This is a genomic window from Micromonospora sp. NPDC048169, assembly GCF_040652815.1.
Lineage (GTDB): Bacteria > Actinomycetota > Actinomycetes > Mycobacteriales > Micromonosporaceae > Micromonospora.
In genome coordinates this window covers 39511-64073 of the sequence record NZ_JBEZMS010000031.1, presented here as the reverse complement: position 1 = coordinate 64073, position 24563 = coordinate 39511, and the positions used below count along the sequence as shown (strand labels likewise).

The 24563-nt window shown below is 73.8% G+C and carries 20 protein-coding genes; 13 read left to right on the top strand and 7 right to left on the bottom strand.

Going from position 1 to position 24563, the window contains the following annotated elements; translation table 11 throughout:
* Positions 1-359: 359 nt before the first annotated feature.
* The 3 genes from groES to AB0D28_RS23255 all read left to right on the top strand — a co-directional run bounded on the left by groES (position 360) and on the right by AB0D28_RS23255 (position 4239).
* Positions 360-674 (top strand): co-chaperone GroES, encoded by a 315-nt coding sequence (groES, locus tag AB0D28_RS23265; RefSeq protein WP_018222648.1) that lies wholly within the window; start codon positions 360-362, stop codon positions 672-674.
* A gap of 70 nt (positions 675-744) precedes the next feature.
* Positions 745-2388, top strand: a complete 1644-nt coding sequence (groL, locus tag AB0D28_RS23260) for a chaperonin GroEL (RefSeq protein ID WP_318335674.1) — start codon at positions 745-747, stop codon at positions 2386-2388.
* 123 nt (positions 2389-2511) lie between these two features.
* Positions 2512-4239, top strand: coding sequence for a sulfite oxidase (locus tag AB0D28_RS23255; protein ID WP_357388884.1), 1728 nt, complete (start codon positions 2512-2514; stop codon positions 4237-4239).
* Positions 4240-4412: 173 nt separating this feature from the next.
* Here AB0D28_RS23255 and AB0D28_RS23250 read toward each other — a convergent pair whose 3' ends face one another.
* Complete coding sequence (locus AB0D28_RS23250; protein WP_357388882.1) at positions 4413-4796, bottom strand: WhiB family transcriptional regulator; 384 nt, start codon at positions 4794-4796, stop codon at positions 4413-4415.
* Between the two features lie 252 nt (positions 4797-5048).
* On the opposite strand from AB0D28_RS23250, the gene AB0D28_RS23245 reads away from it, so the two are divergent.
* On the top strand, positions 5049-5867 hold the full coding sequence (locus tag AB0D28_RS23245; protein ID WP_357388880.1) for a response regulator transcription factor: 819 nt from the start codon (positions 5049-5051) through the stop codon (positions 5865-5867).
* 18 nt (positions 5868-5885) lie between these two features.
* Here the strand turns inward: AB0D28_RS23245 and AB0D28_RS23240 are convergent, their stop codons facing one another.
* Positions 5886-6290: a DUF5319 domain-containing protein gene (locus AB0D28_RS23240; protein ID WP_357388878.1), complete on the bottom strand. Its 405-nt coding sequence runs from the start codon at positions 6288-6290 to the stop codon at positions 5886-5888.
* A 197-nt stretch (positions 6291-6487) separates the two neighbouring features.
* Here AB0D28_RS23240 and guaB point away from each other — a divergent pair, with 197 nt between their 5' ends.
* From guaB to AB0D28_RS23220, 4 genes are all read left to right on the top strand, one after another.
* Positions 6488-8050 (top strand): IMP dehydrogenase, encoded by a 1563-nt coding sequence (gene guaB / locus AB0D28_RS23235; RefSeq protein WP_357388876.1) that lies wholly within the window; start codon positions 6488-6490, stop codon positions 8048-8050.
* 31 nt (positions 8051-8081) lie between these two features.
* Positions 8082-9200, top strand: a complete 1119-nt coding sequence (locus AB0D28_RS23230; RefSeq protein WP_357388874.1) for a GuaB3 family IMP dehydrogenase-related protein — start codon at positions 8082-8084, stop codon at positions 9198-9200.
* 97 nt (positions 9201-9297) lie between these two features.
* Positions 9298-10692, top strand: a complete 1395-nt coding sequence (locus AB0D28_RS23225) for a M1 family metallopeptidase (protein WP_357388872.1) — start codon at positions 9298-9300, stop codon at positions 10690-10692.
* Positions 10693-10783: 91 nt separating this feature from the next.
* Positions 10784-12241 carry a M1 family metallopeptidase gene (locus AB0D28_RS23220; RefSeq protein WP_357388870.1) on the top strand — a complete coding sequence of 486 codons (1458 nt, stop codon included), beginning with the start codon at positions 10784-10786 and terminating at the stop codon, positions 12239-12241.
* 4 nt (positions 12242-12245) lie between these two features.
* Here the strand turns inward: AB0D28_RS23220 and AB0D28_RS23215 are convergent, their stop codons facing one another.
* Positions 12246-13352 carry an LCP family protein gene (locus tag AB0D28_RS23215; RefSeq protein ID WP_357388868.1) on the bottom strand — a complete coding sequence of 369 codons (1107 nt, stop codon included), beginning with the start codon at positions 13350-13352 and terminating at the stop codon, positions 12246-12248.
* Positions 13353-13491: 139 nt separating this feature from the next.
* Here AB0D28_RS23215 and AB0D28_RS23210 point away from each other — a divergent pair, with 139 nt between their 5' ends.
* Together AB0D28_RS23210 and guaA are read left to right on the top strand one after the other, a co-directional pair.
* Entirely contained in the window at positions 13492-15174 is a 1683-nt protein-coding gene (locus AB0D28_RS23210) for a GMC family oxidoreductase (RefSeq protein WP_357388866.1), read from the top strand.
* Positions 15175-15293: 119 nt separating this feature from the next.
* The gene (gene guaA, locus AB0D28_RS23205) at positions 15294-16850 is read left to right on the top strand and encodes a glutamine-hydrolyzing GMP synthase (protein WP_357388864.1); all 1557 of its coding nucleotides are present in this window, start codon (positions 15294-15296) and stop codon (positions 16848-16850) included.
* 6 nt (positions 16851-16856) lie between these two features.
* Here the strand turns inward: guaA and AB0D28_RS23200 are convergent, their stop codons facing one another.
* On the bottom strand, positions 16857-17228 hold the full coding sequence (locus AB0D28_RS23200) for a PspC domain-containing protein (protein ID WP_357388862.1): 372 nt from the start codon (positions 17226-17228) through the stop codon (positions 16857-16859).
* A gap of 144 nt (positions 17229-17372) precedes the next feature.
* Here AB0D28_RS23200 and AB0D28_RS23195 point away from each other — a divergent pair, with 144 nt between their 5' ends.
* The 3 genes from AB0D28_RS23195 to AB0D28_RS23185 all read left to right on the top strand — a co-directional run bounded on the left by AB0D28_RS23195 (position 17373) and on the right by AB0D28_RS23185 (position 20608).
* Entirely contained in the window at positions 17373-18320 is a 948-nt protein-coding gene (locus AB0D28_RS23195) for an NUDIX domain-containing protein (protein ID WP_013288532.1), read from the top strand.
* Between the two features lie 116 nt (positions 18321-18436).
* Positions 18437-19348: an NUDIX domain-containing protein gene (locus AB0D28_RS23190; RefSeq protein WP_357388860.1), complete on the top strand. Its 912-nt coding sequence runs from the start codon at positions 18437-18439 to the stop codon at positions 19346-19348.
* A 345-nt stretch (positions 19349-19693) separates the two neighbouring features.
* Complete coding sequence (locus AB0D28_RS23185) at positions 19694-20608, top strand: CDP-alcohol phosphatidyltransferase family protein (protein WP_357388858.1); 915 nt, start codon at positions 19694-19696, stop codon at positions 20606-20608.
* A 57-nt stretch (positions 20609-20665) separates the two neighbouring features.
* On the opposite strand, the gene AB0D28_RS23180 is transcribed toward AB0D28_RS23185, so the two are convergent.
* The 3 genes from AB0D28_RS23180 to AB0D28_RS23170 form a co-directional block, all read right to left on the bottom strand.
* Positions 20666-21913, bottom strand: coding sequence for a phosphatidylserine decarboxylase (locus AB0D28_RS23180; protein WP_357388856.1), 1248 nt, complete (start codon positions 21911-21913; stop codon positions 20666-20668).
* Positions 21914-22067: 154 nt separating this feature from the next.
* Positions 22068-22487, bottom strand: coding sequence for a hypothetical protein (locus tag AB0D28_RS23175; RefSeq protein ID WP_357388891.1), 420 nt, complete (start codon positions 22485-22487; stop codon positions 22068-22070).
* Entirely contained in the window at positions 22484-24409 is a 1926-nt protein-coding gene (locus tag AB0D28_RS23170) for a PspC domain-containing protein (protein WP_357388854.1), read from the bottom strand. The genes AB0D28_RS23175 and AB0D28_RS23170 overlap by 4 nt, the downstream gene beginning before the upstream one ends.
* Positions 24410-24563 lie beyond the last annotated feature (154 nt).

Genomic DNA, 24563 nt, shown 5'->3' with positions numbered 1-24563 from the left:
GTGGCCTGCGCCCGGCACCTGGTCGCCGCCGGCCACCCGCCCGGCCGCGGCGAGCGCCGCCGACCCCTCGGGGGTACGCAGCACGGCGAGCTGGTCGAGATCCACGCGCCCATTCTCCCGGGCCGGTTCCGGCGCGACACGGAGGGCGACGCGTTGGCACTCTCCTTGACGGAGTGCTAGCCGAGGAATAACCTGCGATTAGCACTCTCACCCTGAGGGTGCCAACGCCCGAGCCTCGTGCCCGGGGGTTGAGCGCCAGGCGGACCGGCACCCGCGACGACGGCCCCGCCCGGTGGCATGTGGCAGATTGACGCTGGTCGGCATGCCGGCCGGCAACGACACCAAGTACCCGGGAGGGTATGCCCGTGACTACCGCGACCAAGGTTGCGATCAAGCCGCTCGAGGACCGCATCGTGGTCCAGGCGAACGAGGCCGAGACCACCACCGCCTCGGGCATCGTGATCCCCGACACCGCCAAGGAGAAGCCGCAGGAGGGCACCGTCCTCGCTGTCGGCCCGGGCCGGATCGACGACAAGGGCAACCGCGTGCCGATCGACGTGAAGGTCGGCGACACCGTCCTCTACTCGAAGTACGGCGGCACCGAGGTCAAGTACGCCGGCGAGGAGTACCTGGTGCTCTCCGCCCGCGACGTCCTCGCGGTCATCGAGAAGTAAGCAACCGATCAGTGTCGTTGCCCCGGTCCGGCTCGCCGGGCCGGGGCAACGTCGCTTCGAAGGGATACTGATGGCGAAGATCCTCAGCTTCTCGGACGATGCCCGGCACCTGCTCGAGCACGGTGTCAACGCCCTCGCGGACGCGGTGAAGGTCACCCTCGGCCCGCGCGGGCGCAACGTCGTCCTGGACAAGAAGTTCGGTGCGCCCACGATCACCAACGACGGTGTGACCATCGCCAAGGAGATCGAGCTCACCAACCCGTACGAGAACCTCGGCGCGCAGCTGGTCAAGGAGGTGGCGACCAAGACCAACGACGTCGCCGGCGACGGGACCACCACCGCCACCGTGCTGGCCCAGGCCATGGTCCGCGAGGGCCTGCGCAACGTGGCCGCCGGCACCAACCCGACCGGTCTGAAGCGGGGCATCGACGCGGCGGCCGCCAAGGTCTCCGAGGCGCTGCTCGGCAAGGCCGTCGAGGTCTCCAGCAAGGAGTCGATCGCGCACGTCGCCACCGTCTCCGCGCAGGACGCCGCGATCGGCGAGCTGATCGCCGAGGCGATGGAGAAGGTCGGCCGCGACGGCGTCATCACCGTCGAGGAGGGCTCCGCGCTCACCACCGAGCTGGAGGTGACCGAGGGTCTCCAGTTCGACAAGGGCTTCATCTCCCCGAACTTCGTCACCGACCTGGAGGCGCAGGAGGCGGTCCTGGAGGACCCGTACATCCTGATCACCACCCAGAAGATCTCGGCGATCGAGGAGCTGCTGCCGCTGCTGGAGAAGGTCCTCCAGAACAACAAGCCGCTGCTCATCGTCGCCGAGGACGTCGAGGGCCAGGCCCTGTCGACGCTCGTGGTCAACGCGCTGCGCAAGACCGTCAAGGTCTGCGCGGTCAAGGCCCCCGGCTTCGGTGACCGCCGCAAGGCGATGCTCCAGGACATGGCGATCCTGACCGGCGCCGAGCTGGTCGCCCCGGAGCTGGGCTACAAGCTCGACCAGGTCGGCCTGGAGGTGCTCGGCACCGCCCGGCGCGTCGTGGTCGACAAGGAGAACACCACAGTCGTCGACGGTGGCGGCCAGGCCGCCGAGGTCGCCGACCGGGTCGCGCAGATCCGCAAGGAGATCGAGGCCTCCGACTCCGAGTGGGACCGGGAGAAGCTGGCCGAGCGGCTGGCGAAGCTCTCCGGCGGCATCGCCGTGATCAAGGTCGGCGCGGCCACCGAGGTCGAGATGAAGGAGCGCAAGCACCGCATCGAGGACGCCATCGCCGCGACCAAGGCCGCGGTCGAGGAGGGCACGGTCCCGGGTGGCGGCGCCGCCCTGGCCCAGATCCTGCCGGCGCTCGACGACGACCTGGGCTTCACCGGTGACGAGAAAGTCGGCGTCTCGATCGTGCGCAAGTCGCTGGTCGAGCCGCTGCGCTGGATCGCCCAGAACGCCGGCCACGACGGCTACGTCGTGGTGCAGAAGGTCGTCGGCCAGGACTGGGGCCACGGCCTCGACGCCGCCACCGGCGAGTACGTCGACCTGGCCAAGTCCGGCATCATCGACCCGGTGAAGGTGACCCGCAACGCGGTCAGCAACGCCGCCTCGATCGCCGGCCTGCTGCTCACCACCGAGAGCCTCGTGGTGGAGAAGCCGGCCGAGCCGGAGCCGGCCGCCGGTGGGCACGGCCACTCGCACGGCCACGGCCACCAGCACGGCCCGGGCTTCTGACCCGAGCAGTACGCCCCGACGTCAGGGCACACCACCGACAGGTGGTGTGCCCTGACGCGTATGTCCTTACGGAACGCTGACGGAATTGGCAGCCGCACCGGCGGGTCGATCAGACTGGGTGCCGTGAGCACCCTCTCCCGCCGCCGGGCGGCGTCGGCCGGTGTCGTCGCCGCAGTGGTGGCACTCGGCGCCGCCGAACCCGTGGCGGTCCTGACCGGCCCCCGGTCCGCTCCGCTCGTCGCCGTCGGCGGACTCGTCGTCGACCTGGTGCCCGAGCCGCTCAAGCAGTTCGCCATCGACGTCTTCGGCACGTACGACAAGATCGCCCTGCTGGTCGGGACGGCACTGCTGCTCGCCGCGTTCGGGGCGCTGCTCGGCCTGGCGGCGGCCCGGCGGCTGGTGACCGGTCTGGCCGGCATCGCCGCGTTCGCCGTCCTCGGCGTCGCCGCCGCGCTGACCCGGGCCGGCGCGGACGCGTTCGACGCGCTGCCCTCCCTGGTCGGCGGCGGCCTGGGCGCGCTGACCCTCTGGGCGTTCGTGGCCGGTCCGCTGGGCGCCGAACCGGCGGATCGGAAGCGACCGGGACGCGACCGGTCCGACGCCGCGCGTCGCGACCGGGCCGGGACCGGACCGGCGGAACGCGACGGGGGCGATCCGGCGGAGGGCGACCGGGTGCCTGTACCTCGCGCCACGCCGCCGTCCGCGCCGCCTCCGGCGGTCGCCGCGCTCGCCCGCGAAGCGGGGACCCCGGGTGGCTGGGAGCCGGTGCGGCACGACGACGACGCGGAGTCGCGGCGGCGGTTCCTGCGCGGTGCCGGGCTGCTCACCGGCGCGGCTGTGGTGGCCGGGCTGGGCGGGCACTGGCTGGCCGGCCGGCGCGGCGTGTCGGCGGCCCGGCAGGCGGTGACGCTGCCCGCCCCTGCCACGCCCGCCCCGCCGGTGCCGGCCGGAGCCGACCTGTCGCTGCCCCGGCTCGCGCCGTACGTCACGCCGAACGGGGAGTTCTACCGGATCGACACGGCGCTCGTGGTGCCGCAGGTCGACCCGGTCACCTGGCGGCTGCGCATCCACGGGCGGGTGCGCAACCCGATCGAGCTGAGCTTCGACGACCTGCTGGCCCGCCCGATGGTGGAGCGGTACGTGACGCTCGCCTGCGTCTCCAACGAGGTGGGCGGCGACCTGATCGGCAACGCGCGCTGGCTCGGCGTACCGATCAGGGAACTGCTCGACGAGGCCGGCCCGGAGGACGGCGCGGACCAGGTGGTGGGCCGCTCGGTGGACGGCTGGACCTGCGGCACGCCCACCTCGGTGCTGCGCGACGGGCGGGACGCGCTGCTCGCGGTCGGCATGAACGGCGAGCCGCTGCCGATCCAGCACGGCTTCCCGGTGCGGATGGTGGTGCCCGGCCTCTACGGGTACGTCTCGGCCTGTAAGTGGGTGACCGAGCTGGAGCTGACCAGCTTCGCCGACTTCGACGCGTACTGGGTGCCGCGCGGCTGGTCCGCGCAGGGCCCGGTCAAGACGCAGTCCCGGATCGACACGCCCCGGCCCCGCAGCCGCCCGGCGGCCGGCCCGGTGACAGTTGCCGGTGTGGCGTGGGCGCAGCACCGCGGCATCGGCCGCGTCGAGGTACGCGTGGACGGCGGCCCCTGGCAGGAGGCGACGCTGGCGCCGGCGGTGTCTGCGGACACCTGGGTGCAGTGGTCCTGGCGGTGGAACGCGACGCCGGGGGAGCACACGCTCCAGGTGCGGGCGACGGACACGACGGGCGAGACCCAGACGGAGCAGCGCGCCCCGGTCGCCCCGGACGGCGCGACCGGCTGGCACACCGTCAAGGTCACCGTCACCTGACCACCACCGCCACCCCCGAAGGAGATCTTGGAAGGAAATGGCCCTCATAGGGGCCCGAATCTTCCAAGATCTACGGGTGTCTTGACGTGAGAGACGCGCTTGAGGCGGGCGGGCGGGCGAGACGACGCCGCGCCCCGGGGTCCGGGGCGCGGCGTCGGGGATCGTGATCCGGGTCAGGCGACCTTGCGCTGGTCCGGCACGGCGGTGTTGTGCGGCCGGCCGAGGCGAGCCTCCAGCCGGGGGATGTCCACCTTGGTCTGGCGGCGGTCGGCCAGGTCCTCCCAGCCGAGCGCGAGCAGCCGCAGCCGCTCCGACTCGCTGAACCCGCCCCAGACGCCGTACGGCTCGCGGACGGAGAGCGCGTGGGCGGCGCACTCGGCGCGTACCGGGCAGGCGCGGCAGACGGACTTCGCGCCCATCTCGCGGCGCATCCGGGAGGAGCCGCGCTCGCCGTCCGGGTGGAAGAACTGCGCGCTGTCGCGGCCACGGCAGGCCCCGAGCCGCTGCCAGTCCCAGAGCTCGTCGATCGGTCCAGGCAGCCTACGTACGTTCGACATCAGCACCCCTCCTCCCGCGCGGCACCGCGGAGAATGTTCGTGGCCAGCTACCGGGCGGCGGTCCGCGCGGGATGCCGGTTCCGGATGAACCCCTCGGTACCCGAGCGGTCCGCGCCTCACACATCTGTGATCGAAAAGCTCGGACAGTCGGCGTCATATGCCCCATCTGTCGGAAAAGTTCGGATGATTGCCCGGAACCCCCTCCCGAGCCCACCTCCGCATGGTCTGCTCTGAGTCGGAGAGGAGACCACTGTGCGTAGTGTTCTTGTGTGCGTTCGGACACCATTGGCGGCCCAGCATCTGACCTCCGCGGCGGCGCGGCTCGGGCTGTCCGGCGTCGTCCGGACGGCCGTCTCCGACCCGGAGGTGATGTTGCGGCTCGCCGAGCGTCCGGTGGACGTGGTGCTCGCCGACACCGCGCTGACCCGCCCGGACAGCGCCGGCTTCGTCAGGCGGGTGCTCGCTCGCGCCCCGCAGGCGGCGGTGCTGCTGCTCGGCGCCGAGGAGTCGGAGGCGGCGGCGGCCACCATCAGCGCCGGAGCACGGGGTCTGATCCAGAACGCCGACCACGACCTGACCAGCGCGGTGGCAAAGGCGCTGCTGCTGCTCTCCGCCCCCGGCCGGAGCAACAGGCACCGGGTGGCGGACACCGCCCGGGACGCGGCGGCGGTGGGTGGCCCGACCCGGTCGGCGGCGCCGGGGCGTACCCCGGGTGGGCCCGGCTGGCCGGCGACGGCGCCGGTGGACGCGGCGGGCCTGCCCACCGTGGTGCCCGTGCAACGGGGTGAGGACCCGGACGACCCCGCGGCGGCCGACGGCGCGGACGCGTCCCGGCCGGGTGCGGCCCAGCGACCGGCGCGGACGCCGCGCAGCGCGATCGGGCTCACCGAGCGGGAGCTTCAGGTGCTGCTCGGCATGGCCGAGGGCAAGAGCAACGCGGAGATCGGGCGGGAGCTGTTCGTCTCCGAGGACACGGTCAAGACGCACGCCCGGCGGCTGTTCCGCAAGCTCGGCGCGCGCGACCGGGCGCACGCCGTGGCCGCCGGCTTCCGGGCCGGCCTGGTGGCCTGACCGCCCGGACGGCGGCGCTCAGCCCTCGGTGGACTCGTCGGAGCCCTCGGTGAGCGTGTCGTGCACGCCGTCGGCGTAGCCACGGGCGTAGTCCCAGCTCACGTAGTGATCCGGATCCGGGTCGTAGGCCGGCTCGTGCACCCGGGGACGCCCCGAGTTGAGCAGGTGGCGCAGGTTGCCGCGGAGCAGGTCCCAGTCGAAGTAGTGCGGCTCGCGGCAGTCCTCGCACTCGATCACCAGGCCGCGCACGCCGATCGGCTGGAGCAACGCCTGGTAGATCTCCAGATCGGCGAGATCCTCCAGCACGTCCTGGCGCTCGACCTCGGTCAGCGGGTCGAGCGCGTCGTCGTCGCCGGGATCGTGCAGGCCGGCAGCCGGATCGGCCGGGTCGCCGTTGAACGGGTCGATGGGCTCGTCGTGCACCCCCTCACCGTAGACCCCGAGCCGCCGGAAAGCCCGCCCCAGCCCGTGCTGTGGCCCGGCCTACCCTGGGGCCCGCCGCTGCCCGGGCCGGGACGGGTAGGTGGGTACGATGAGGCGACGCGCCGTCACCAGGCGCCTGCCGGTGCCCCCGCGCGCCGCCTCGCTGCAGCCCGTTCGACCAGCTCAGGGGAGCAATCGTGGAGAATTCGCCCAGCACCGAGATCCCGGCCGGCACCGACGGCGGGGAGCTGGGTGGCCATCTGCCCGAGCTGCCGGCCGGTTCGGCCCGGGTGGTGCCGCTCGGGCTGACCTTCGACGACGTGCTGCTCCAGCCGGGCGAGTCGGACGTCGTGCCCAGCCGCGTCAACACCCGCACCCGCCTCACCCGCAACATCGAGCTGACCGTGCCGCTGCTGTCCAGCGCGATGGACACGGTCACCGAGGCGCGGATGGCCATCGCCATGGCCCGCCAGGGCGGCATCGGCGTGCTGCACCGCAACCTCTCGGTCGACGACCAGGCGCTCCAGGTCGACCTGGTGAAGCGTTCCGAGTCCGGCATGATCACCAACCCGGTGACCGCCAGCCCGGACGACACGCTGCGCGAGGTCGACGCGCTCTGCGGGCGCTACCGCATCTCCGGCGTCCCGGTGGTGGACGGGGAGGGCCAGCTCGTCGGCATCGTCACCAACCGCGACATGCGGTTCGTCTCCGACCCGGCCACGCCGGTGCGCGAGATCATGACCCGTACGCCGCTGATCACCGCCCCGGTCGGCGTGAGCAAGGACGACGCGCTCGGCCTGCTGCGCCAGCACAAGATCGAGAAGCTGCCGATCGTGGACGCGGGCGGCAAGCTGCGCGGCCTGATCACGGTGAAGGACTTCACCAAGAGCGAGCAGTACCCGAACGCCACCAAGGACGACGCGGGCCGGCTGCGGGTCGCCGCCGCGGTCGGCGTGGGCGAGGACGGCTACAAGCGGGCCCGCGCGCTCGTCGACGCCGGCGTGGACGTCGTCATCGTGGACACCGCGCACGGCCACCAGCGGGCCGTGCTGGAGATGGTGGCCCGGCTCAAGCGGGACGTGAGCATCGACATCGTGGGCGGCAACATCGCCACGTACGCGGGCGCGAAGGCGCTCGTCGAGGCCGGCGCCGACGGTGTGAAGGTGGGCGTCGGCCCGGGCGCCATCTGCACCACCCGGATCGTGGCCGGTGTGGGCGTACCGCAGATCACCGCGATCATGGAGGCGGCCCGCGCCGCCCGCCCGGCCGGCGTGCCGGTGATCGGCGACGGCGGCATCCAATACTCCGGCGACATCGCCAAGGCGCTCGTCGCGGGCGCGGACACGGTGATGCTCGGCAGCCTGCTCGCGGGCTGCGAGGAGAGCCCCGGCGAGCTGATCTTCATCAACGGCAAGCAGTACAAGGCGTACCGGGGGATGGGCTCGCTCGGCGCGATGCAGTCGCGCGGCCAGGCCAAGTCCTACTCCAAGGACCGCTACTTCCAGCAGGACGTGCTCGCCGAGGACAAGCTGGTCCCGGAGGGCGTCGAGGGCCAGGTGCCCTACCGGGGGCCGCTGTCCGCCGTCGCCCACCAGCTCACCGGCGGGCTGCGCGCCGCGATGGGCTACGTCGGCGCGGAGAGCATCCCGGAGCTGCACCGGCGTGGCCAGCTCATCCGGATCACCGCGGCCGGGCTCAAGGAGAGCCACCCGCACGACATCCAGATGACCGTCGAGGCGCCCAACTACCACTCCCGCTGACCCACCACCCCCAAACCACCTGGAGTCCCCCATGCGTGACGTGGTCGAGATCGGGCTGGGCAAGACCGCGCAGCGCGGTTACCACCTGGACGACATCGCCATCGTGCCGAGCCGCCGCACCCGGGACGTCGACGACGTCTCCACCGGGTGGCAGCTCGACGCGTACCAGTTCGGCATCCCGTGCGTCGCGCACCCCTCGGACGCGACCATGAGCCCCGCCTCGGCGGTCCGGCTCGGCCAGCTCGGCGGCCTCGGCGTCCTGAACGTCGAGGGCCTCTGGACCCGGTACGAGAACCCGGCGAAGATCCTGGAGGAGCTGGCCGGTCTCGGCGAGGACGCGCGGGCGACCAAGCGCCTCCAGGAGGTCTACGCCGAGCCGATCCGCCCCGACCTGATCGCCGAGCGGGTGCGTGAGCTGCGTGAGGGCGGCAGCACGGTGGCGGTGCGGGTCTCCCCGCAGCACACCCTGGCGCTGGCCCCGGTGATCCTCGACGCCGGGGTGGACATCCTGGTCATCCAGGGCACGCTCGTCTCGGCCGAGCACGTCTCCACCACCGACGAGCCGCTGAACCTCAAGGAGTTCATCGCCGACCTGGACCTGCCGGTCGTCGTCGGCGGCTGCACCGACTACAAGACCGCGCTGCACCTGATGCGTACCGGCGCGGCCGGCGTGATCGTGGGCATCGGCGGCGACGACTGGTCGACCACCGAGTCGGTGCTCGGCATCCGGGTACCGATGGCCACCGCCATCGCCGACGCCGCGGCGGCCCGCCGCGACTACCTGGACGAGACCGGCGGCCGGTACGTGCACCTGATTGCCGACGGCGACATGCAGACGTCCGGCGACATCGCCAAGGCGCTCGGCTGCGGCGCGGACGCGGTGATGCTCGGCGAGCCGCTGTCGCTCTGCGAGGAGGCCCCGGCCGGCGGTGCCTGGTGGCACTCCGCGGCCAGCCACCCGTCGCTGCCCCGTGGCGCGTTCGAGGTGGCCGGCGAGCCGCTCGGCTCGATGGAGAAGCTGCTGTTCGGCCCGGCCGACGAGCCGGACGGCCAGCTCAACCTCTTCGGCGGCCTGCGCCGCGCGATGGCCAAGTGCGGCTACCGCGACCTGAAGGAGTTCCAGAAGGTCGGGCTGGTCCTCGACCGCTGAGCACCACCGATCACCACTGAGCACCGCGCGGCGGCGCGGGCGGCGGCGCGGACGTGTTCCGGCCCTGCCCGCGCCGTCGCGCGTCTAGGCTCGCCGGGTGAGACGCGGGCGGGTCTGGGCGGCGGGGCTGGCGGCGGCGCTCGCGCTGAGCGGGTGCACCGGGGGCGGCGACGAGGGCGGGTTCCGGCCGGGCGCGGCGGACGCCGGTGACCCGTACGTGCCGGGGGCCGGCAACGGCGGCTACGACGTCGGCCACTACGCGCTGGACGTGCGCTACGACCCGGCAAGCGACAAGCTCACCGGCACCGCCACGCTGACCGTCACCGCCACCCGGGCGCTGTCCCGGTTCCAGCTCGACCTGGCCGGGCTCGGCGTCGAGCGGGTGCGGGTGGACGGGGAGGCGGCGAAGCACCGCCACGACGGCGCCGAGCTGATCGTGACTCCGCCGCGCGGGCTGCCGTCGGGCAAGCGGTTCACCGTCGAGGCGACGTACGGCGGGGTGCCGCAGCCGCTGCCGAACGCCGAACTCGGTGACGGCGGCTTCCACGCCACACCGGACGGCGCGATAGCGCTCGGCCAGCCGGAGTCGGCGAGCACCTGGTACCCGGTGAACGACCACCCGTCGGACAAGGCCACCTACGACCTCGCGGTCACCGTGCCGGACGGCCTCGCCGCGCTGTCCAACGGCGTGCCGGCGGGCCGGACGTCCAGCGGCGGCTGGACCACCTGGCGCTGGTCGGAGCGCGCGCCGATGGCCAGCTACCTGAGCACGCTGGTGATCGGCGACTACCGCGTCAGCAGCGGCACGCACGCCGGCAAGCCGATTGTCACCGCCGTCGCCGCGAGCCTGCCCGCCGACGGCCCGGCCGCCGCGTCGGTGGCCCGCACCGGCGAGGTCGCCGACTTCCTGGCCGAGCGCTTCGGGCCGTACCCGTTCGAGGCGTACGGCGGTGTGGTGGTCGCCGACGAACGCATCAGGTACGCGCTGGAGACGCAGAGCCGGCCGGTCTACGGGCCGGCGTTCTTCCGCGACGGCCTGCCGAACACCGAGGTGGTCGCGCACGAGCTGGCGCACCAGTGGTTCGGCGACAGCGTCTCGGTGGCCCGGTGGAGCGACATCTGGCTCAACGAGGGCTTCGCCACGTACGCCGAATGGCTCTGGGATGAGCACGACGGCGGGCGGACCGTGGCGCAGACGGTGACCGAGCGCTACGCGGCCACCGACTGGTCCAAGCCCACAGTCGACCCGGGCCGGGCCGGGATGTTCGGCGACGCGGTCTACCAGCGCGGTGCGCTCGCCGTGCACGCGCTGCGCCGCGCGGTGGGCGACGAGACGTTCTACCGGGTGCTGCGCGGCTGGCTGGCGCAGCACCGCGACGGCAACGTCACCACCGCCGACTTCGTCGGGTACGCCGAACGCACGTCCGGGCGGCCGTTGCGGGCGCTGCTCGACGCCTGGCTGGTCGGTGGCACGCCGCCGGGACTGCCGTGACGAACGCGTGACCGCCGCTGGGTAGGCTGCCGCGGTCGGAGCGGCCCGTGGGCGGGGGCCGCCGAACGGGCCCCCGGGAGGGATCGAGGCGATGACGCGGCGCGGCGCACGACGACGGCTCGGGTTGCTGGTCTGCGGCACGGTGCTGGTGGCCGGCTGCGGTTCGGCCGAGCCGGACCCGGGTCCCGCGACCCCGGCCGGCCCCGCGCCGGCGACCTCGCGCAGCTTCGCGCCGGGCGGGGCCGGCGCCGGCGATCCGTACTTCCCGAGCTACGGCAACGGCGGGTACGACGTCGCGCACTACACGGTTAAGGTGCGTTACGACCCGGAGACGGACAAGCTGAGCGGCACCACCACGCTTCGGGCCACCGCGACCGCCGACCTGTCCGCGTTCAACCTGGACCTGGCCGGGCTGACCGTCCGGTCGGTGACAGTGGACGGCGCCGCCGCCCGGCACAGCCGTACCGCCGACGAGCTGGTGGTCACCCCGGCCGTCGGGCTGACCTCCGGCAACGGGTTCACCGCCGAGATCCGGTACGACGGGCGGCCGGAGGCGCTGCGCACCGAGTCGCTGGGCGAGGGCGGCTGGCTGCACACCGCCGACGGGGCGATCGCGCTCGGGCAGCCGGAGTCGGCGAGCACCTGGTTCCCGGTCAACGACCACCCGTCGGACAAGGCCACCTACGACATGGAGATCACCGTCCCGAAGGGACTGACGGCGATCTCCAACGGCGTGCCGAAGGGGAGGACGACAAGCGGCGACTGGACCACCTGGAAGTGGTCGGAGACCGCGCCGACGGCCAGTTACCTGACCATGGTGGCGATCGGGAAGTTCCGGATCACCACCGCGCGGCACAAGGGACGGCCGGTCTACAGCGCGGTCACCACCCAGGTGGCGCAGGGCGCGCCGGACCGGTCCATCGCGCGCACCGTCGAGGTCGCCGACTACCTGGAGAGCGTCTTCGGGCCGTACCCGTTCGAGGCGTACGGCGGCGTGGTGATCGCCGACGAGCGCATCCGGTACGCGCTGGAGACGCAGAGCCGGCCGGTCTACTCGGCGAGCTTCTTCCAGCGGGGCGACAACACCGGCGTGGTCGCGCACGAGCTGGCCCACCAGTGGTACGGCAACAGCGTGTCGATCCAACGCTGGCAGGACATCTGGCTCAACGAGGGGCTGGCCACGTACGCCGAGTGGCTGTGGGCCGAGCACGTCGGCTCGACCACCGTGCAGCGCACGTTCGAGCAGAAGTACGCGAACGCCGGCGGGCCGGTGTGGCGTACGCCGCCGGGCAAGCCGGGAGTGGCCGGCCTGTTCAGCAGCTCGGTCTACGACCGGGGCGGGATGACAGTGCACGCGCTGCGGGTGGCGGTGGGCGACGTCGCTTTCTTCGCCGTCCTGCGCACCTGGGCGGCGGAGCGGAAGAACGGCAACGCCACCACCGCCGACTTCGTGGCGCTGGCCGAGCGGATCTCCGGCAAGAAGCTGGCCAAGGTCTTCGACCCGTGGCTGTACGGCACCGAGCGTCCGCCCGCCCCGAAGCCGCTGTAGGGCGTCAGTTCCGCACGCGCAGCGACGGGTGGGCGGCCAGGAACGCGTCGGCCCGCCCGCCGCGCAGCGCGGTGAGGAAGTCGCGGCCGAGCGGCCTGAGCTGCTCACCCCGGTACGCGCCGCCGCTGCCCACCCCGGCGCCGGGCAGCACGACGAGCGTGAGCCGGTCCGCCGGCAGGCCACCCAGGGCGTACGCGAAGTCGATCAGTTTCCGGCCGCCCCCGGCGTACACCAGGGTCCTGCCCAGCGCGGCCACCACCTGCTCGACCCGCTGCGGATCGCGGGCCGTGCCCTGGTCGAGGATCTTGCGGGCCAGCGCCCGGAGCAGTTGCTGCTGGTGCCGCTGGCGGGTGTAGTCGCCGCCCGCGGTGTAGCGCTGCCGCGCGTAGTCGAGCGCCTGCCAGCCGGTCAGGTGCCGGGTGCCCTTCTCGTAGACCATCTGCGGCCCGGTGTAGCCGCCGCCGCTCAGGGTCCGCATGGTGCCGTCCGGGCGGCGGTGCCGGGACTCGACCCGCTGGTCGACGTAGAGGTCCACGCCGCCGAGCGTGTCCACCAGCTTGTCGAAGCCGCCGAACGTGATCACCGCGCCGGCGTCGATGCGCAGGCCGGTGTAGCGGGAGACGGTGGTGCGCAGCAGCTCGTACCCCTGGGCGGTGCTGGGGTTGCCCTTGTCGCCCGGCACCCGGCTGCCGTAGCTCATCGCGTGGGTGAGCTTGGTCCGGCCGCCCGGGTAGCGGGCCTTCGGGTAGGCGGGGATGTCCACCACCAGGTCCCGGGGGAGCGAGAACAGGTACGCCCGGTCCAGCCCGGCCGGTACGTGCAGCAGCAGCACGGCGTCGGCGTGCGGTTCCCAGCCGGGGATGCTGACCCGGGTGTCGACGCCGACGAGCAGCAGGTTGAGCGGGCCCTTCAGGTCGGCGCCGGGCGGCGGCGTCGGGCTGGCGGTCGTCGGGACGGGCGTGGGTGAGGCCGGGGTCGGGGGTGGGGTGGTCGGGCCGGCGACCGGTGCGGCGGGACGGTTCGCGACGAGCCGGGTGGTCACCACCGCCCCGGTGGCCACCAGCAGCGCCGCCACCAGTACGGCCAGGCCCAGCAGGCGTCGTCTCGTCACGTTCGTTCCTCCCCGTGGATTCGACGCGCCAGGTGGGCCCACGGGTTGCAACGGCGGGAATCCCGGCGATCGAGCGCTCTGCATGATGTGCGAAAAAGCCTCGTTGGCGCTATAGCTACCGGTCGGTAATGATGCGTCCATGCGCTACGACGTGGTCGTCATCGGTTCCGGGTTCGGCGGCAGCGTCACCGCGCTGCGGCTGGCCGAGAAGGGTTACTCGGTAGGGGTCCTGGAGGCCGGGCGGCGTTTCGCCGACGACGAGTTCCCCCGTACCTCCTGGCGGGCGCGGCGGTTCCTCTGGGCGCCCCGGCTCGGCTGCTTCGGGCTCCAGCGGATCACGCTGCTGCGCTCGGCCGACCGCAAGGCCGGGGGCGGCGTGCTGGTGCTCTCCGGCGCCGGGGTCGGCGGTGGGTCACTCGTCTACGCGAACACGCTCTACGAGCCGCTGGACGCGTTCTACACCGACCCGCAGTGGCGGGACATCACCGACTGGCGCGACGAGCTGGCCCGCCACTACGACCAGGCGAAGCGGATGCTCGGCGTCACCACTTACCCGATCGACACCCGCGCGGACCAGGCCGTCCGCGCGGTGGCCGAGCGGATGGGGGTGGCGCACACCTACCACCCGACGCCGGTCGGCGTGCACATCGGGCGTCCCGGCGAGCGGGTGGCCGACCCGTACTTCGGCGGGGCCGGGCCGGAGCGCACCGGCTGCAACCACTGCGGGTCGTGCATGACCGGCTGCCGGCACGGCGCCAAGAACACGCTGGTGAAGAACTACCTCTGGCTGGCCGAACGGCTCGGCGTGCGGGTGCACCCGCTGACCACCGTGACCGCCGTCCGCCCGGACCCGGCCGGCGGCTACGCGGTGCACACCGAGCGCACCGGCGCGTGGCTGCGCAAGCGGCGCGAGGTGATCCACGCCGACCAGGTGGTCTTCGCGGCCGGCGCGCTCGGCACCCAGCGGCTGCTGCACGAGATGAAGGCGACCGGCGCGCTGCCGGCGCTCTCGCCCCGGCTGGGCGAGCTGACCCGGACCAACTCCGAGGCCATCCTCGGCGCCTCGGTGGCGCCCGGCTCGGCCCGCCGGCGCGGCCTCGACTTCACCGAGGGCGTGGCGATCACCAGCTCGTTCCACCCCGACCCGCAGACCCACATCGAGCCGGTCCGCTACGGCAAGGGCTCCAACGCGATGGGCCTGCTCCAGTCGCTGCTCGTCGACGGCGGTCCCCACCGGGTCCGGCGCTGGCTGGGCAGCATCGTCCGGCAGCCCGTGCTGGCGGCACGGATGCTGTCGGTACGCCGCTGGTCCGAGCGCACCGTCATCGCGCTCGTCATGCAGTCGGTCGACAACTCGCTGACCACCCGCTACCGCAGGGGCCGGCTGGTCTCCGGCCCCGGCCACGGCGAGCCCAACCCGACCTGGATCCCGGCCGGCAACACGGCGGCCCGGCTGCTCGCCGAGGAGATCGGCGGCACCCCCGGCGGTGCGGTCACCGAGCCGTTCAACATCCCGGTGACCGCGCACATCCTCGGCGGCGCGGTGATCGGCGCCACCCCGGACGAGGGGGTCGTCGACCCGTGGCACCGGGTGTACGGCCACCCGGGGCTGCACGTGGTGGACGGCGCGGCGGTCTCGGCGAACCTGGGCGTCAACCCGTCGCTGACGATCACCGCGCAGGCCGAGCGGGCCATGTCGTACTGGCCCAACAAGGGCGAGGCGGACCCGCGCCCGGCGCCCGGGTCGGCGTACACCCGGGTGGCACCGGTCGCGCCGCGGCGCCCCGCCGTCCCCGACCACGCCCCCGCCGCCCTGCGGTGAAAGGAAGGGCCCCTTCTTAACGCCTCCGGTAGAGGAAGGGCCCCCTGTTAACACATGCATCCCGCCACATCGCCGGGGCGCGTCCGGCGGTCCCGTGACTGTCGGTAGGCTTTGCGCACATGAGCACGCCTCGCCCCGTCCTCGTGGTGGACTTCGGAGCCCAGTACGCCCAGCTCATCGCGCGCCGTGTCCGCGAGGCGAAGGTCTACTCGGAGATCGTCCCGCATTCCATGCCGGTGTCCGAGATGCTGGCGAAGAACCCGGCCGCGATCATCCTGTCCGGCGGCCCGGCCAGCGTCTACGCTCCGGACGCGCCGCAGATCGACGCCGGGATGTTCGACGCCGGGGTTCCGGTCTTCGGCATCTGCTACGGCTTCCAGGCCATGGCCCAGGCGCTCGGCGGCACCGTCGCGCGCACCGGCAACCGCGAGTACGGCGGCACCCCGCTGCGCCCGCGCCTGACCGAGCCCGGCGTGCTGCTGCGTGACCTGCCCGCCGACCTGCCGGTCTGGATGAGCCACGGCGACTGCGTCACCGAGGCCCCGGAGGGCTTCACCGTCACCGCCGAGTCGGCGGGCGCGCCGGTCGCCGCGTTCGAGGACGTGGCCGGCCGCCGGGCCGGCGTGCAGTTCCACCCCGAGGTCGGGCACACCGCGCACGGCCAGGAGATGCTCACCCGCTTCCTGTACGACATCGCCGGCATCGAACCGACGTGGACGCCGTCGAACATCATCGACGAGCAGGTCGCCCGGATCCGCGAGCAGATCGGCGACAAGGAGGTCATCTGCGGTCTCTCCGGCGGCGTCGACTCGGCGGTCGCCGCCGCGCTCGTGCACCGCGCCGTGGGCGACCAGCTCACCTGCGTGTTCGTGGACCACGGCCTGCTGCGCGCCGGTGAGGCCGAGCAGGTCGAGAAGGACTACGTCGCCGCCACCGGCATCAAGCTCAAGGTGGTCGACGCCCGGGAAAGGTTCCTCGGCGCGCTCGCCGGGGTCACCGACCCGGAGCAGAAGCGCAAGATCATCGGTCGGGAGTTCATCCGGGTCTTCGAGGCCGCCGCCCGGGAGATCGCCGCGCACGGCGACGTGGAATACCTGGTGCAGGGCACGCTCTACCCGGACGTGGTGGAGTCCGGCGGCGGCACCGGCACCGCCAACATCAAGAGCCACCACAACGTCGGCGGCCTGCCCGAGGACCTGAAGTTCTCGCTGGTCGAGCCGCTGCGCACGCTGTTCAAGGACGAGGTCCGCACGATCGGCCTGGAGCTGGGACTGCCCGAGGCGATGGTGTGGCGGCACCCGTTCCCGGGCCCGGGCCTGGCCATCCGGATCATCGGCGCGGTCGACGAGGAGCGTCTCGCCGTGCTCCGCAAGGCCGACCTGATCGCCCGGCAGGAGCTGACCTCGGCCGGCCTGGACCGGGGCGTCTGGCAGTTCCCGGTGGTGCTGCTGGCCGACGTGCGCAGCGTCGGGGTGCAGGGCGACGGGCGCACCTACGGTCACCCGGTGGTGCTGCGCCCGGTCTCCAGCGAGGACGCGATGACCGCCGACTGGTCGCGGCTGCCCTACGACGTGGTGGCCCGGATCTCCACCCGGATCACAAACGAGGTCGCCGAGGTCAACCGCGTGGTCCTGGACGTGACGAGCAAGCCGCCGGGCACCATCGAGTGGGAGTGACGGGGCTCAGGCCGCCGGCGGTGTCTGCGGTCCGGCGTCCGGCCGCGCCTGCGGTCCGGCCTCGGGCCGTGGCACCTGCGGCGTAGTCGGCGCCTGCGTAGTCGGCGGGACCGGCGGCCAGCCCGGCGCGGTGCCCGGCGGGTGCGGCCAGGCGGGGGCGCCGGCCGGCTCCTCGGGCATCAGGAACCACATGATCGGGTACGCGAGCGCGGCGAGCCCGCCGGTGAGCACCGTGGCGGCTGCGAAGATCACCCGGATCAGCGTGGGGTCGGCGGCGAAGTAGCGGCCGAGGCCGCTCGCCACCCCGGCGATCATGCGGTCGCTGACCGGTCGGCGGAGCTGCTTGTACGGGGCCTGGGAGGGGTTCGGGAAGGTCATGTGTCAACGGTCCCGCGCGCTGTGGCGGGCGACCTCGGTGACCGCCCGGACGCTTACCCTGAACCGTCCCTGAGACGCCAGCCGAGAGTCAGGAATCTGACTCTTTTCGATCCCGGTAACCCGCTCCGGGGAGAATTTGCTCCCGTGACCACCTCGCTGGAGCCGCTCCGCAGGATCGCGGCATACGCAGTTTGTGCTGATTCAAACGGCCGAGTGTTGCTGGTCCGCGCATCGGAGCGCTCCGGCACCCCCGGCACCTGGTCGCTCCCCGGAGGCGCGGTCGACCACGGTGAGGACCCCAAACACACAGTCGTACGGGAGACCGCTGCCGAGACCGGGCTCTCGGTGGCTGTGGCCGGTCTCCAGGACGTGCTCGCCGACATGCGGGCGCTGCCCGAGCGGCACATCACGATCCACACCGACCGGCTGCTCTACACCGTCTCGGTACGCGGCGGGACGCTCACCGAGCGGGTCGACCGCCCGACCGACCTGGCCCGCTGGTTCACCCTCGACGAGGCCCGGGAGCTGCCCCTGCGGTCGTTCACCGCACGTGCCCTGGGCCTGCCCACCTCCACCGACGACATCGTGCCGGAGGAGGTGCCCGAGTTCCCCTCCTTCTACGCCGTACCCGGCCCGGACGGGTTGCACCGGGCGCAGCGCTTCGCCGCGTACGCGGTGGTGACCGACCCGGAGGAGCGCGTGCTGCTGACCCGGGTCTCCGACGGCTACCCGGGCGCCGGCTGCTGGCACCTGCCCGGTGGCGGCACCGACTACGGCGAGCAGCCGGGCGCGGCGCTGATCCGGGAACTCGTCGAGGAGACCGGCCAGACCGGCCGCCTGGTCGAGCTGCTCGGCGTGGCCAGCCACCGGGACGCCGCCTCGCTCGGCCCGGAGGGCTACCCGATCGACTGGCACGGCGTACGCGCGTTCTACCGGGTGGTCGTCGACCAGCCCGCGCCACCCACGGTGGCCGACATCGGCGGCTCCACCTGCGAGGCCCGCTGGTTCCGCCGCGAGGAACTGGGCGCCCTCCCCACCGACCGCCTCACCGAGGTGACGGCCGAAGCGGTCCAGGCCGCCCACCTCCTCTGACCCCCGGCCCCTCCGGGCCCCCACCCCGGCGATCATGAGGTTGACGGGGCGAGATGTCCGCCTCGGTACCGCTAACCTCATGATCGACGGGGTGGGGCGCGGGGGAGGGGTGGGCTGTGGAGCAGCGGCGGCGGATCGGGGCCTACGGGGTGCTGCGGGACTCCGAGGGGCGGGTGTTGCTGGCGCGCGGCTCGGCGCGGTGCCCGTACCCGGGGGTGTGGCAGTTGCCCGGCGGCGGCGTCGAGCACGCGGAACACCCGGCCGACACCGTGGTACGCGAGTTCGCCGAGGAGACCGGCCTGACCGTGGCGCCCGGTGCGATCCGGGCTGCGGTGGCCGACGTGACCCCGTTCCGCACCGAGACCGTCGCGATGCACACCGACCGGCTGATCTTCGAGGTCGAGGCGCGGGGCGGGCGGCTGCGGCCCGAGCCGGCCGGTGGCACCGACGAGGTGGGCTGGTTCACGCCCGAGGAGGCCGCCGCCCGGCTGCTGATGCCGTTCACCGCCGAGCTGCTCGGCCTGCCGGTGACGCCACTGCCGGCCGGCATGCCCCGGGGGCTGCCCGTCGACCCGGCCGGGCCGGCCGCCGACCGACGGCAGCGCTTCGCCGCGTACGGGCTGGTCACCGACCCCGCCGGCCGGGTGCTGCTCACCATGATCGCCGACGGCTACCCGGGCGCGGGTCAGTGGCACCTGCCCGGCGGCGGCACCGACCACGGTGAGCAGCCGGCCGCCGGTCTGCTGCGCGAGCTGGTCGAGGAGGCCGGGCAGCTGGGCCGGGTGGTCGACCTGATCGCCGTGGACAACCTGCACAACCCGGGCGCGCTCGGTCCGGAGCGGCGCCCGCTGGACTGGCACGGCGTCCGGGTGATCTACCGGGTACGCGTGGACGCGCCGACCGAGGCGGTGGTGACCGAGCTGGCCGGTGGCTCGACCGCGCGGGCGGCCTGGTTCGCCCCGGAGCAGGTCACGGCCCTGCGGATGACCGACGTGGCGGCCCGCGCCACCGGCCGGAGGGTGAGCTGAATCGCTCGCCGAGCCGCCCTTGGTGACCTCCGGTACAGTCAGGAGCAAGGGTTGACACCGAAAACGGGCGATGAAGCCCGAGATGGGAATGATTGAGCGGTTCGCGCGGTTACGCCAGATATAACTACCGCCGGCAGCTATCGCCAAGCCCCTGTCCCCTGTGCAATGGTGTACTCCGCAAAAGGGCTGCCGGATCCGAAAGGTCCGGCACGAGACAGCCGGACACCCGCCCCGCCAAGGGCGGCCAGCCGATCCGGTGATGGAGGAAACGTGCCGAGAGCCCCATGGCGCCGGCGTCGTACGACTGACAGTCCGCGCCCCGCAGGGCGTCGCTGGGCGGGCCGGTTGCGCCGCAGCAGCACGTTCGCCCGCCAGGTGCTGCTGGTCCGAGTGGGCCGCCGGGACGGCATGGCCGTCTCGGGGACCGACCGGGTCACCCCCGACCACCGCTACGCCGATCGCCAGCGCCTGCGCTACGGCCGGCTCGACACCGAGATCGAGGCGGTACGCCCGGTCAGCCCGGCGCTCGCCCCGGCCGCCCCGGTCGACGACGAGGCCTCGGCGATGTCGATCCCGCTCCTGCCGGGTGAGCGCACCGCCGCCCGCCGGGCCAAGTTCGCGCTCGTCAACGCGTGCACGCTGAGCAGCCTCATGCTCGGCATGCTGGCCATCTTCCTGGCCATGCGCGGTGACGTGCAGATCGCCGCGATCTGCCTGATCGCCTGCGTCGCGTTCGACGGCCTCGACGGTGCGCTGGCCCGCAAGCTCGGCGTGGCCAGCCCGTTCGGCGCGCAGATGGACTCGCTCGCCGACATGTGCTCGTTCGGCCTCGCCGCGCCGGTAGTGGTCTACGCCTCGCTGGCCGGTTCGGCGCCCCCGGCGGCCGCCGCGGTCTCCTGTGCGCTCGTCGCCGCCTGCGCGGCGATCCGGCTCGCCCGGTTCAACGTCTCGCCGAAGGACGGCCGCTTCTTCTGCGGCGTGCCGACCACCATGGCGGCAGCAGTGCTGGCCCTGACCGTGGCCATCGGCGTGCCGGTCCCCGGCCTGGTCATGGTGGCCGGCGTGGCGCTGCTCGCCTTCGCCATGGTGTCCAGCTTCCCGTACGCCAAGCTCGCCCGGCTGCTGAGGCTGCCGCCGTGGCTCTGGCTGGCCCCGGTGGTGGGTGCGCTCGTCGACATCCGGCTCACGTTCGCCCTCGTGGTGGTGGGCTACCTGGTCAGCGGCCCGCTGCTCTGGCTGCACCAGCGCCGTACCGCCTGACCCGAGAACGACAGAAGGGGCGCCGCGAGAGCGGCGCCCCTTCTTCGTGTGCGGCGCTCAGCGCCAGCGGGCGATCACCGTGGCGCCGCCGACCACCTTGTCACCCGGGCCGACGAGCGGGTCCGCGGCGTCGGCCGGCAGGTAGACGTCGGTACGCGAGCCGAACCGGATCAGGCCGAAGCGCTCCCCCCGGGCCAGCAGCGAGCCGACCGGCGCCCGCTGCACGATCCGGCGGGCGATCAGCCCGGTGCGCTGCGCGACCACCACCGTGCCGTGGTCGGTGTCCAGCACCGTGTACGCGGCCACGTTGTGCTCGGCGTCCGGCTTCATGGCGTTGACGAACCCGCCGTCGGCGACGAAGTAGTCGACCACCTTGCCGGCCACCGGGGCGCGGTTGACGTGCACGTCCAGCACCGACAGGAAGACCGCGATCCGCAGCCACTCGCCGTCACCGAAGCGCTCGTCCTGAAGGCGCTGCACGGACAGCACCTGACCGTCCGCCGAGGCCACCACCGCCGACGGGTCCTCCGGCACGTCCCGCTCCGGGTCCCGGAAGAACGCGGCCACCGGCGCGGCGGCCAGCGCCGGCAGCAGCCAGAGCTTCGACTTCGGCCGCGCGGCCCGGGCCAGGGCGGCCAGGCCGAGCGTGATGCCCGCGGCGGCCACGCCGTTCGAGTCGATGTGCATGCCCCGGGTCAGCGGCACGCTCGACGGCCGGTACGCCGGGGACAGCGAGGCCGCGAGCGCGACCGGCGCCGGGCTGAAGCGCAGGTGGTGCACGCGTACCGGCGGGGTGTTGCGCAGCACCAGGTCGGTGCGTACGCCGTGCAGCACGCCCTGCCGGTCCAGCTCGCCGTCGGCGCCCTCGGTGCGGAACAGCGGCGCGGCGACGCTCAGCACCGCGCCCTCGGCGAGGTACTTCACCAGCCCGTCGACGGCGGCGCGCGCCTCGTCCGCGGTGCCGGTGAACGGCTCGGCGACGATCACCACCGCGGCGGCGTCCGCCTCGGCGAGCGTGTCGGCCACGCGTACCCGGTCGGCGACCCAGCGGCCCTGCGCGGTGACGTGTTCGCGCAGCGCCGCCACGGCGGCGCCCTCCGCCGGCACCACAGTCAGCCGGTCGCCGGGGAGCAGCGCCTCGATCGCGGCGGCCAGCACCGCGGACTCCGGGGTCGCACCGACCAGCAGGCCGGCCTTCGGGTCGTTACGCCGGGCGAACTCGCTGACGAGCGTGCGGGCGGCGCGCTCGCCGATGCGGACCGCACCGGAGGGACCGGTGACGCGCACGGCGGGGGACTGGGTCATGTCGGACGGGCTCCTGACGAGATAGCGAACGGACGGGGCGGCTCCGGCGACCCGACCGGCGGCTCCGGCGAGTCGGGGGCGCGGGCCGGCCGGCGGAGGCGAGATCTCCGCCGACCAGCATAGGCCGCGTCCGAAGGGCGCCGCAGTGGCGCGGTCAGGCCGGATCCTCCGGCGTACGGCGCTGCCGAACCGGTTCGTCGGCCGGTTCGTCGAGCGGCGGCAGTTCGCGGGTGGCCGGCTCGGCGGGGTCGGTGGTCGCCTCGGTGGCCCATTCGTCGGCGCCGTCGGTCGTCGCCGTGCCACCGGCCGTCGCCGTGCCACCGGCCGGGGAACCGTACGGCGCGGCGACGGTGACCTCCGGTGCGGGCGGCGGGGCGGGCTGCTCCGGGGCGCGGCCCGAGCGCAGCGCGCCGATCAGCCCGAGCAGTCCGATCACCACCAGCCCGCCGGCCAGGAACCAGCCGACCGGCGGTACGGCGAGGCCGAGGATCCGGGCCAGCAGCCACCAGACGGACAGGCCGAGGAAGAGGAGTCCGAAAGCGAGCGACACGAGGTCGGTACGGTGCGCCTTCACCGGGTCACCTCCAGCTTGCCGGCGTTCACGTGGACGAAGAGGCGTAGCTTGCCGCCACCGGGACCGTCGGGGCCGGCGTCGGTGGTCTCCCACTGACGACCGCCGAGCCCGCCGCTGCGCCGGCCGAAGACGGTGGCGTCACCGGCGTTCACGTCGGCCACCGTGGTCACGTCGACGTTCGGCGGTACGACCACCGTCGCGTTGCCGAGGTTCACGTCGACTGTCACCTGGACGTCCTGCTTGTCGAAGTCGATACCGCGCAGGTCGAGCGTCGCGTCACCGAGGTTGTTCTCGTACCGGCTCGCCAGGTCGCGCAGGTCGGTCGGGGCCCAGGTGACGTTGCCGTCGATGCCGCGTACCCGGTCGTAGGACTCGGCGACGGTGGCGATGCCGAGCGCCGCCGCGGTCACCAGGCCCAGCGCGATCAGCCAGCGGGCCCGGCCGAACCAGGTGCCGACGAGCAGGCCGAGGCCGATGGTCGCGAGCACGGCGGCGAAGTAGCCGGCGGCGCCGACCGGGAAGACGTCGAGCAGGTCGAGCATGGCCACCACGCCGAGCGCCAGGAAGATCAGCGAGAACGTGACCGCGCCGAGCGCCGAGCGCTCCTTGGGCCGCTTCGGCGGCCGCGGCGGCCGGACCGGTGGCGGGACGGGCGGGCCGGGCGGTGATCCGGCGTAGGGGCCGTGCGGGGCGAACGGCGGCCGGTAGCCGCCGGGCGGCAGCGGCGCGCCCACCGGCGCGGGCGGCGGCACGGCGGCCGGCTCGTCCAGCCGGGAGCCCGCGTCCCGCGCGCCCGGCCAGGCCGGGTTCCCGCCGTATGTGGGCCAGGAGGCGGTGTCGGCGACCGCGCCGGTCACGTGCCGCATCGAGACGGTCGTCGGCTCGGCCGGGGCCGGCCGGGTGCCCGCAGCGGCGGGCCAGCCCGGCGCGGGCAGCGTCGGGTAGCCGGTCGCGGGCCCGGAGAAGCTCGCCGGGTTGCCCGGCTCGTGCTCCGCGCCGGACGTCACGGGGTTGTCCGGCTCAGAGGCGCCCGGCGTCGGGTAGCCGGGCTCGGCGGCGGGCACCGGCGGGTGGCCGGGCTCGGGCGCGGGCGGGTACCCCGGCTCGGGGCGGCGGGCCGGCGGGTAGCCGGGCTCCGGTTGGGTGGCGGGCAGGACAGCGCCGGGCAGGCCGGTGGCGGGCGCCACGCCGGGGCGTGCCGGCGGCACGGCCGGCCCGGCGGGCGCGCCGGTCCACGGCGCCGCGGGGGGAGCCGCGGGCCATGTACCCGGCGCCGGGGCCTGCGGTGCGGGCCAGGCCACCGGCGGCACCGGACCCGGCGGGGGACCGTGCGGCGGCGCCGGCTGAGCCGGGCGCTGCGCCGGGCCGCGCTGGTCGCGGTTGAGCAGGAGCGCGCCGCCGATCAGGATCACCGCGCCGAGGAGGATCGCCCGGAACCCGTCGGTCACGACGTAGGCGAAGCCGAGCGCCACCACGATGCTGAGCACGATCACCGTGATCGGCGACATGCTGGACCGGCCCCGGCCGAGCATGGCCTCCAGCGGCGAGGCGGTGTCGCCCTCGCCGGGGACGATGAGCCAGCCGGCGATGTACACGATGATGCCGATGCCGCCGAAGAAGCCGAGCACGGCCAGCAGCACGCGCCACAGCACCGGGTCGGTGTTCGTGGCCCGGCCGATGGCGGCGCACACCCCGGCCAGGTAGCGGCCCTGGCGAGGGCGTACCAGGCCGTACCGGGTGGTGAAGCCGGCGGCGCCGGGCGGTGGGGCGTACCCACCGGGTGGCGGACCGGCGAACGGCGTGCCGCCGCCGGGCGGTGGTGCCGCCTGGTCGGTGGTGGGCGCCGCTCCCGGCGGGGGCGGCGGCGGGGCGTCCTGTGCTGCCGCCCAGGGGCGGGGCGGACGGGCAGCGTCCTCGTTCATGGCTTCGATACTGCTGCCCCGGCCGCCCGAACAGCCTCCGGACCCGACCCTGACCCCACCCTGAGATCCGCGGCCGGTGAAACTCCGGGGCGTCCCCGTGGTCCGGGGCGTCGCCGCCGTGTGACGATCTGAGCGTCGGCGCTGCCGCCACATC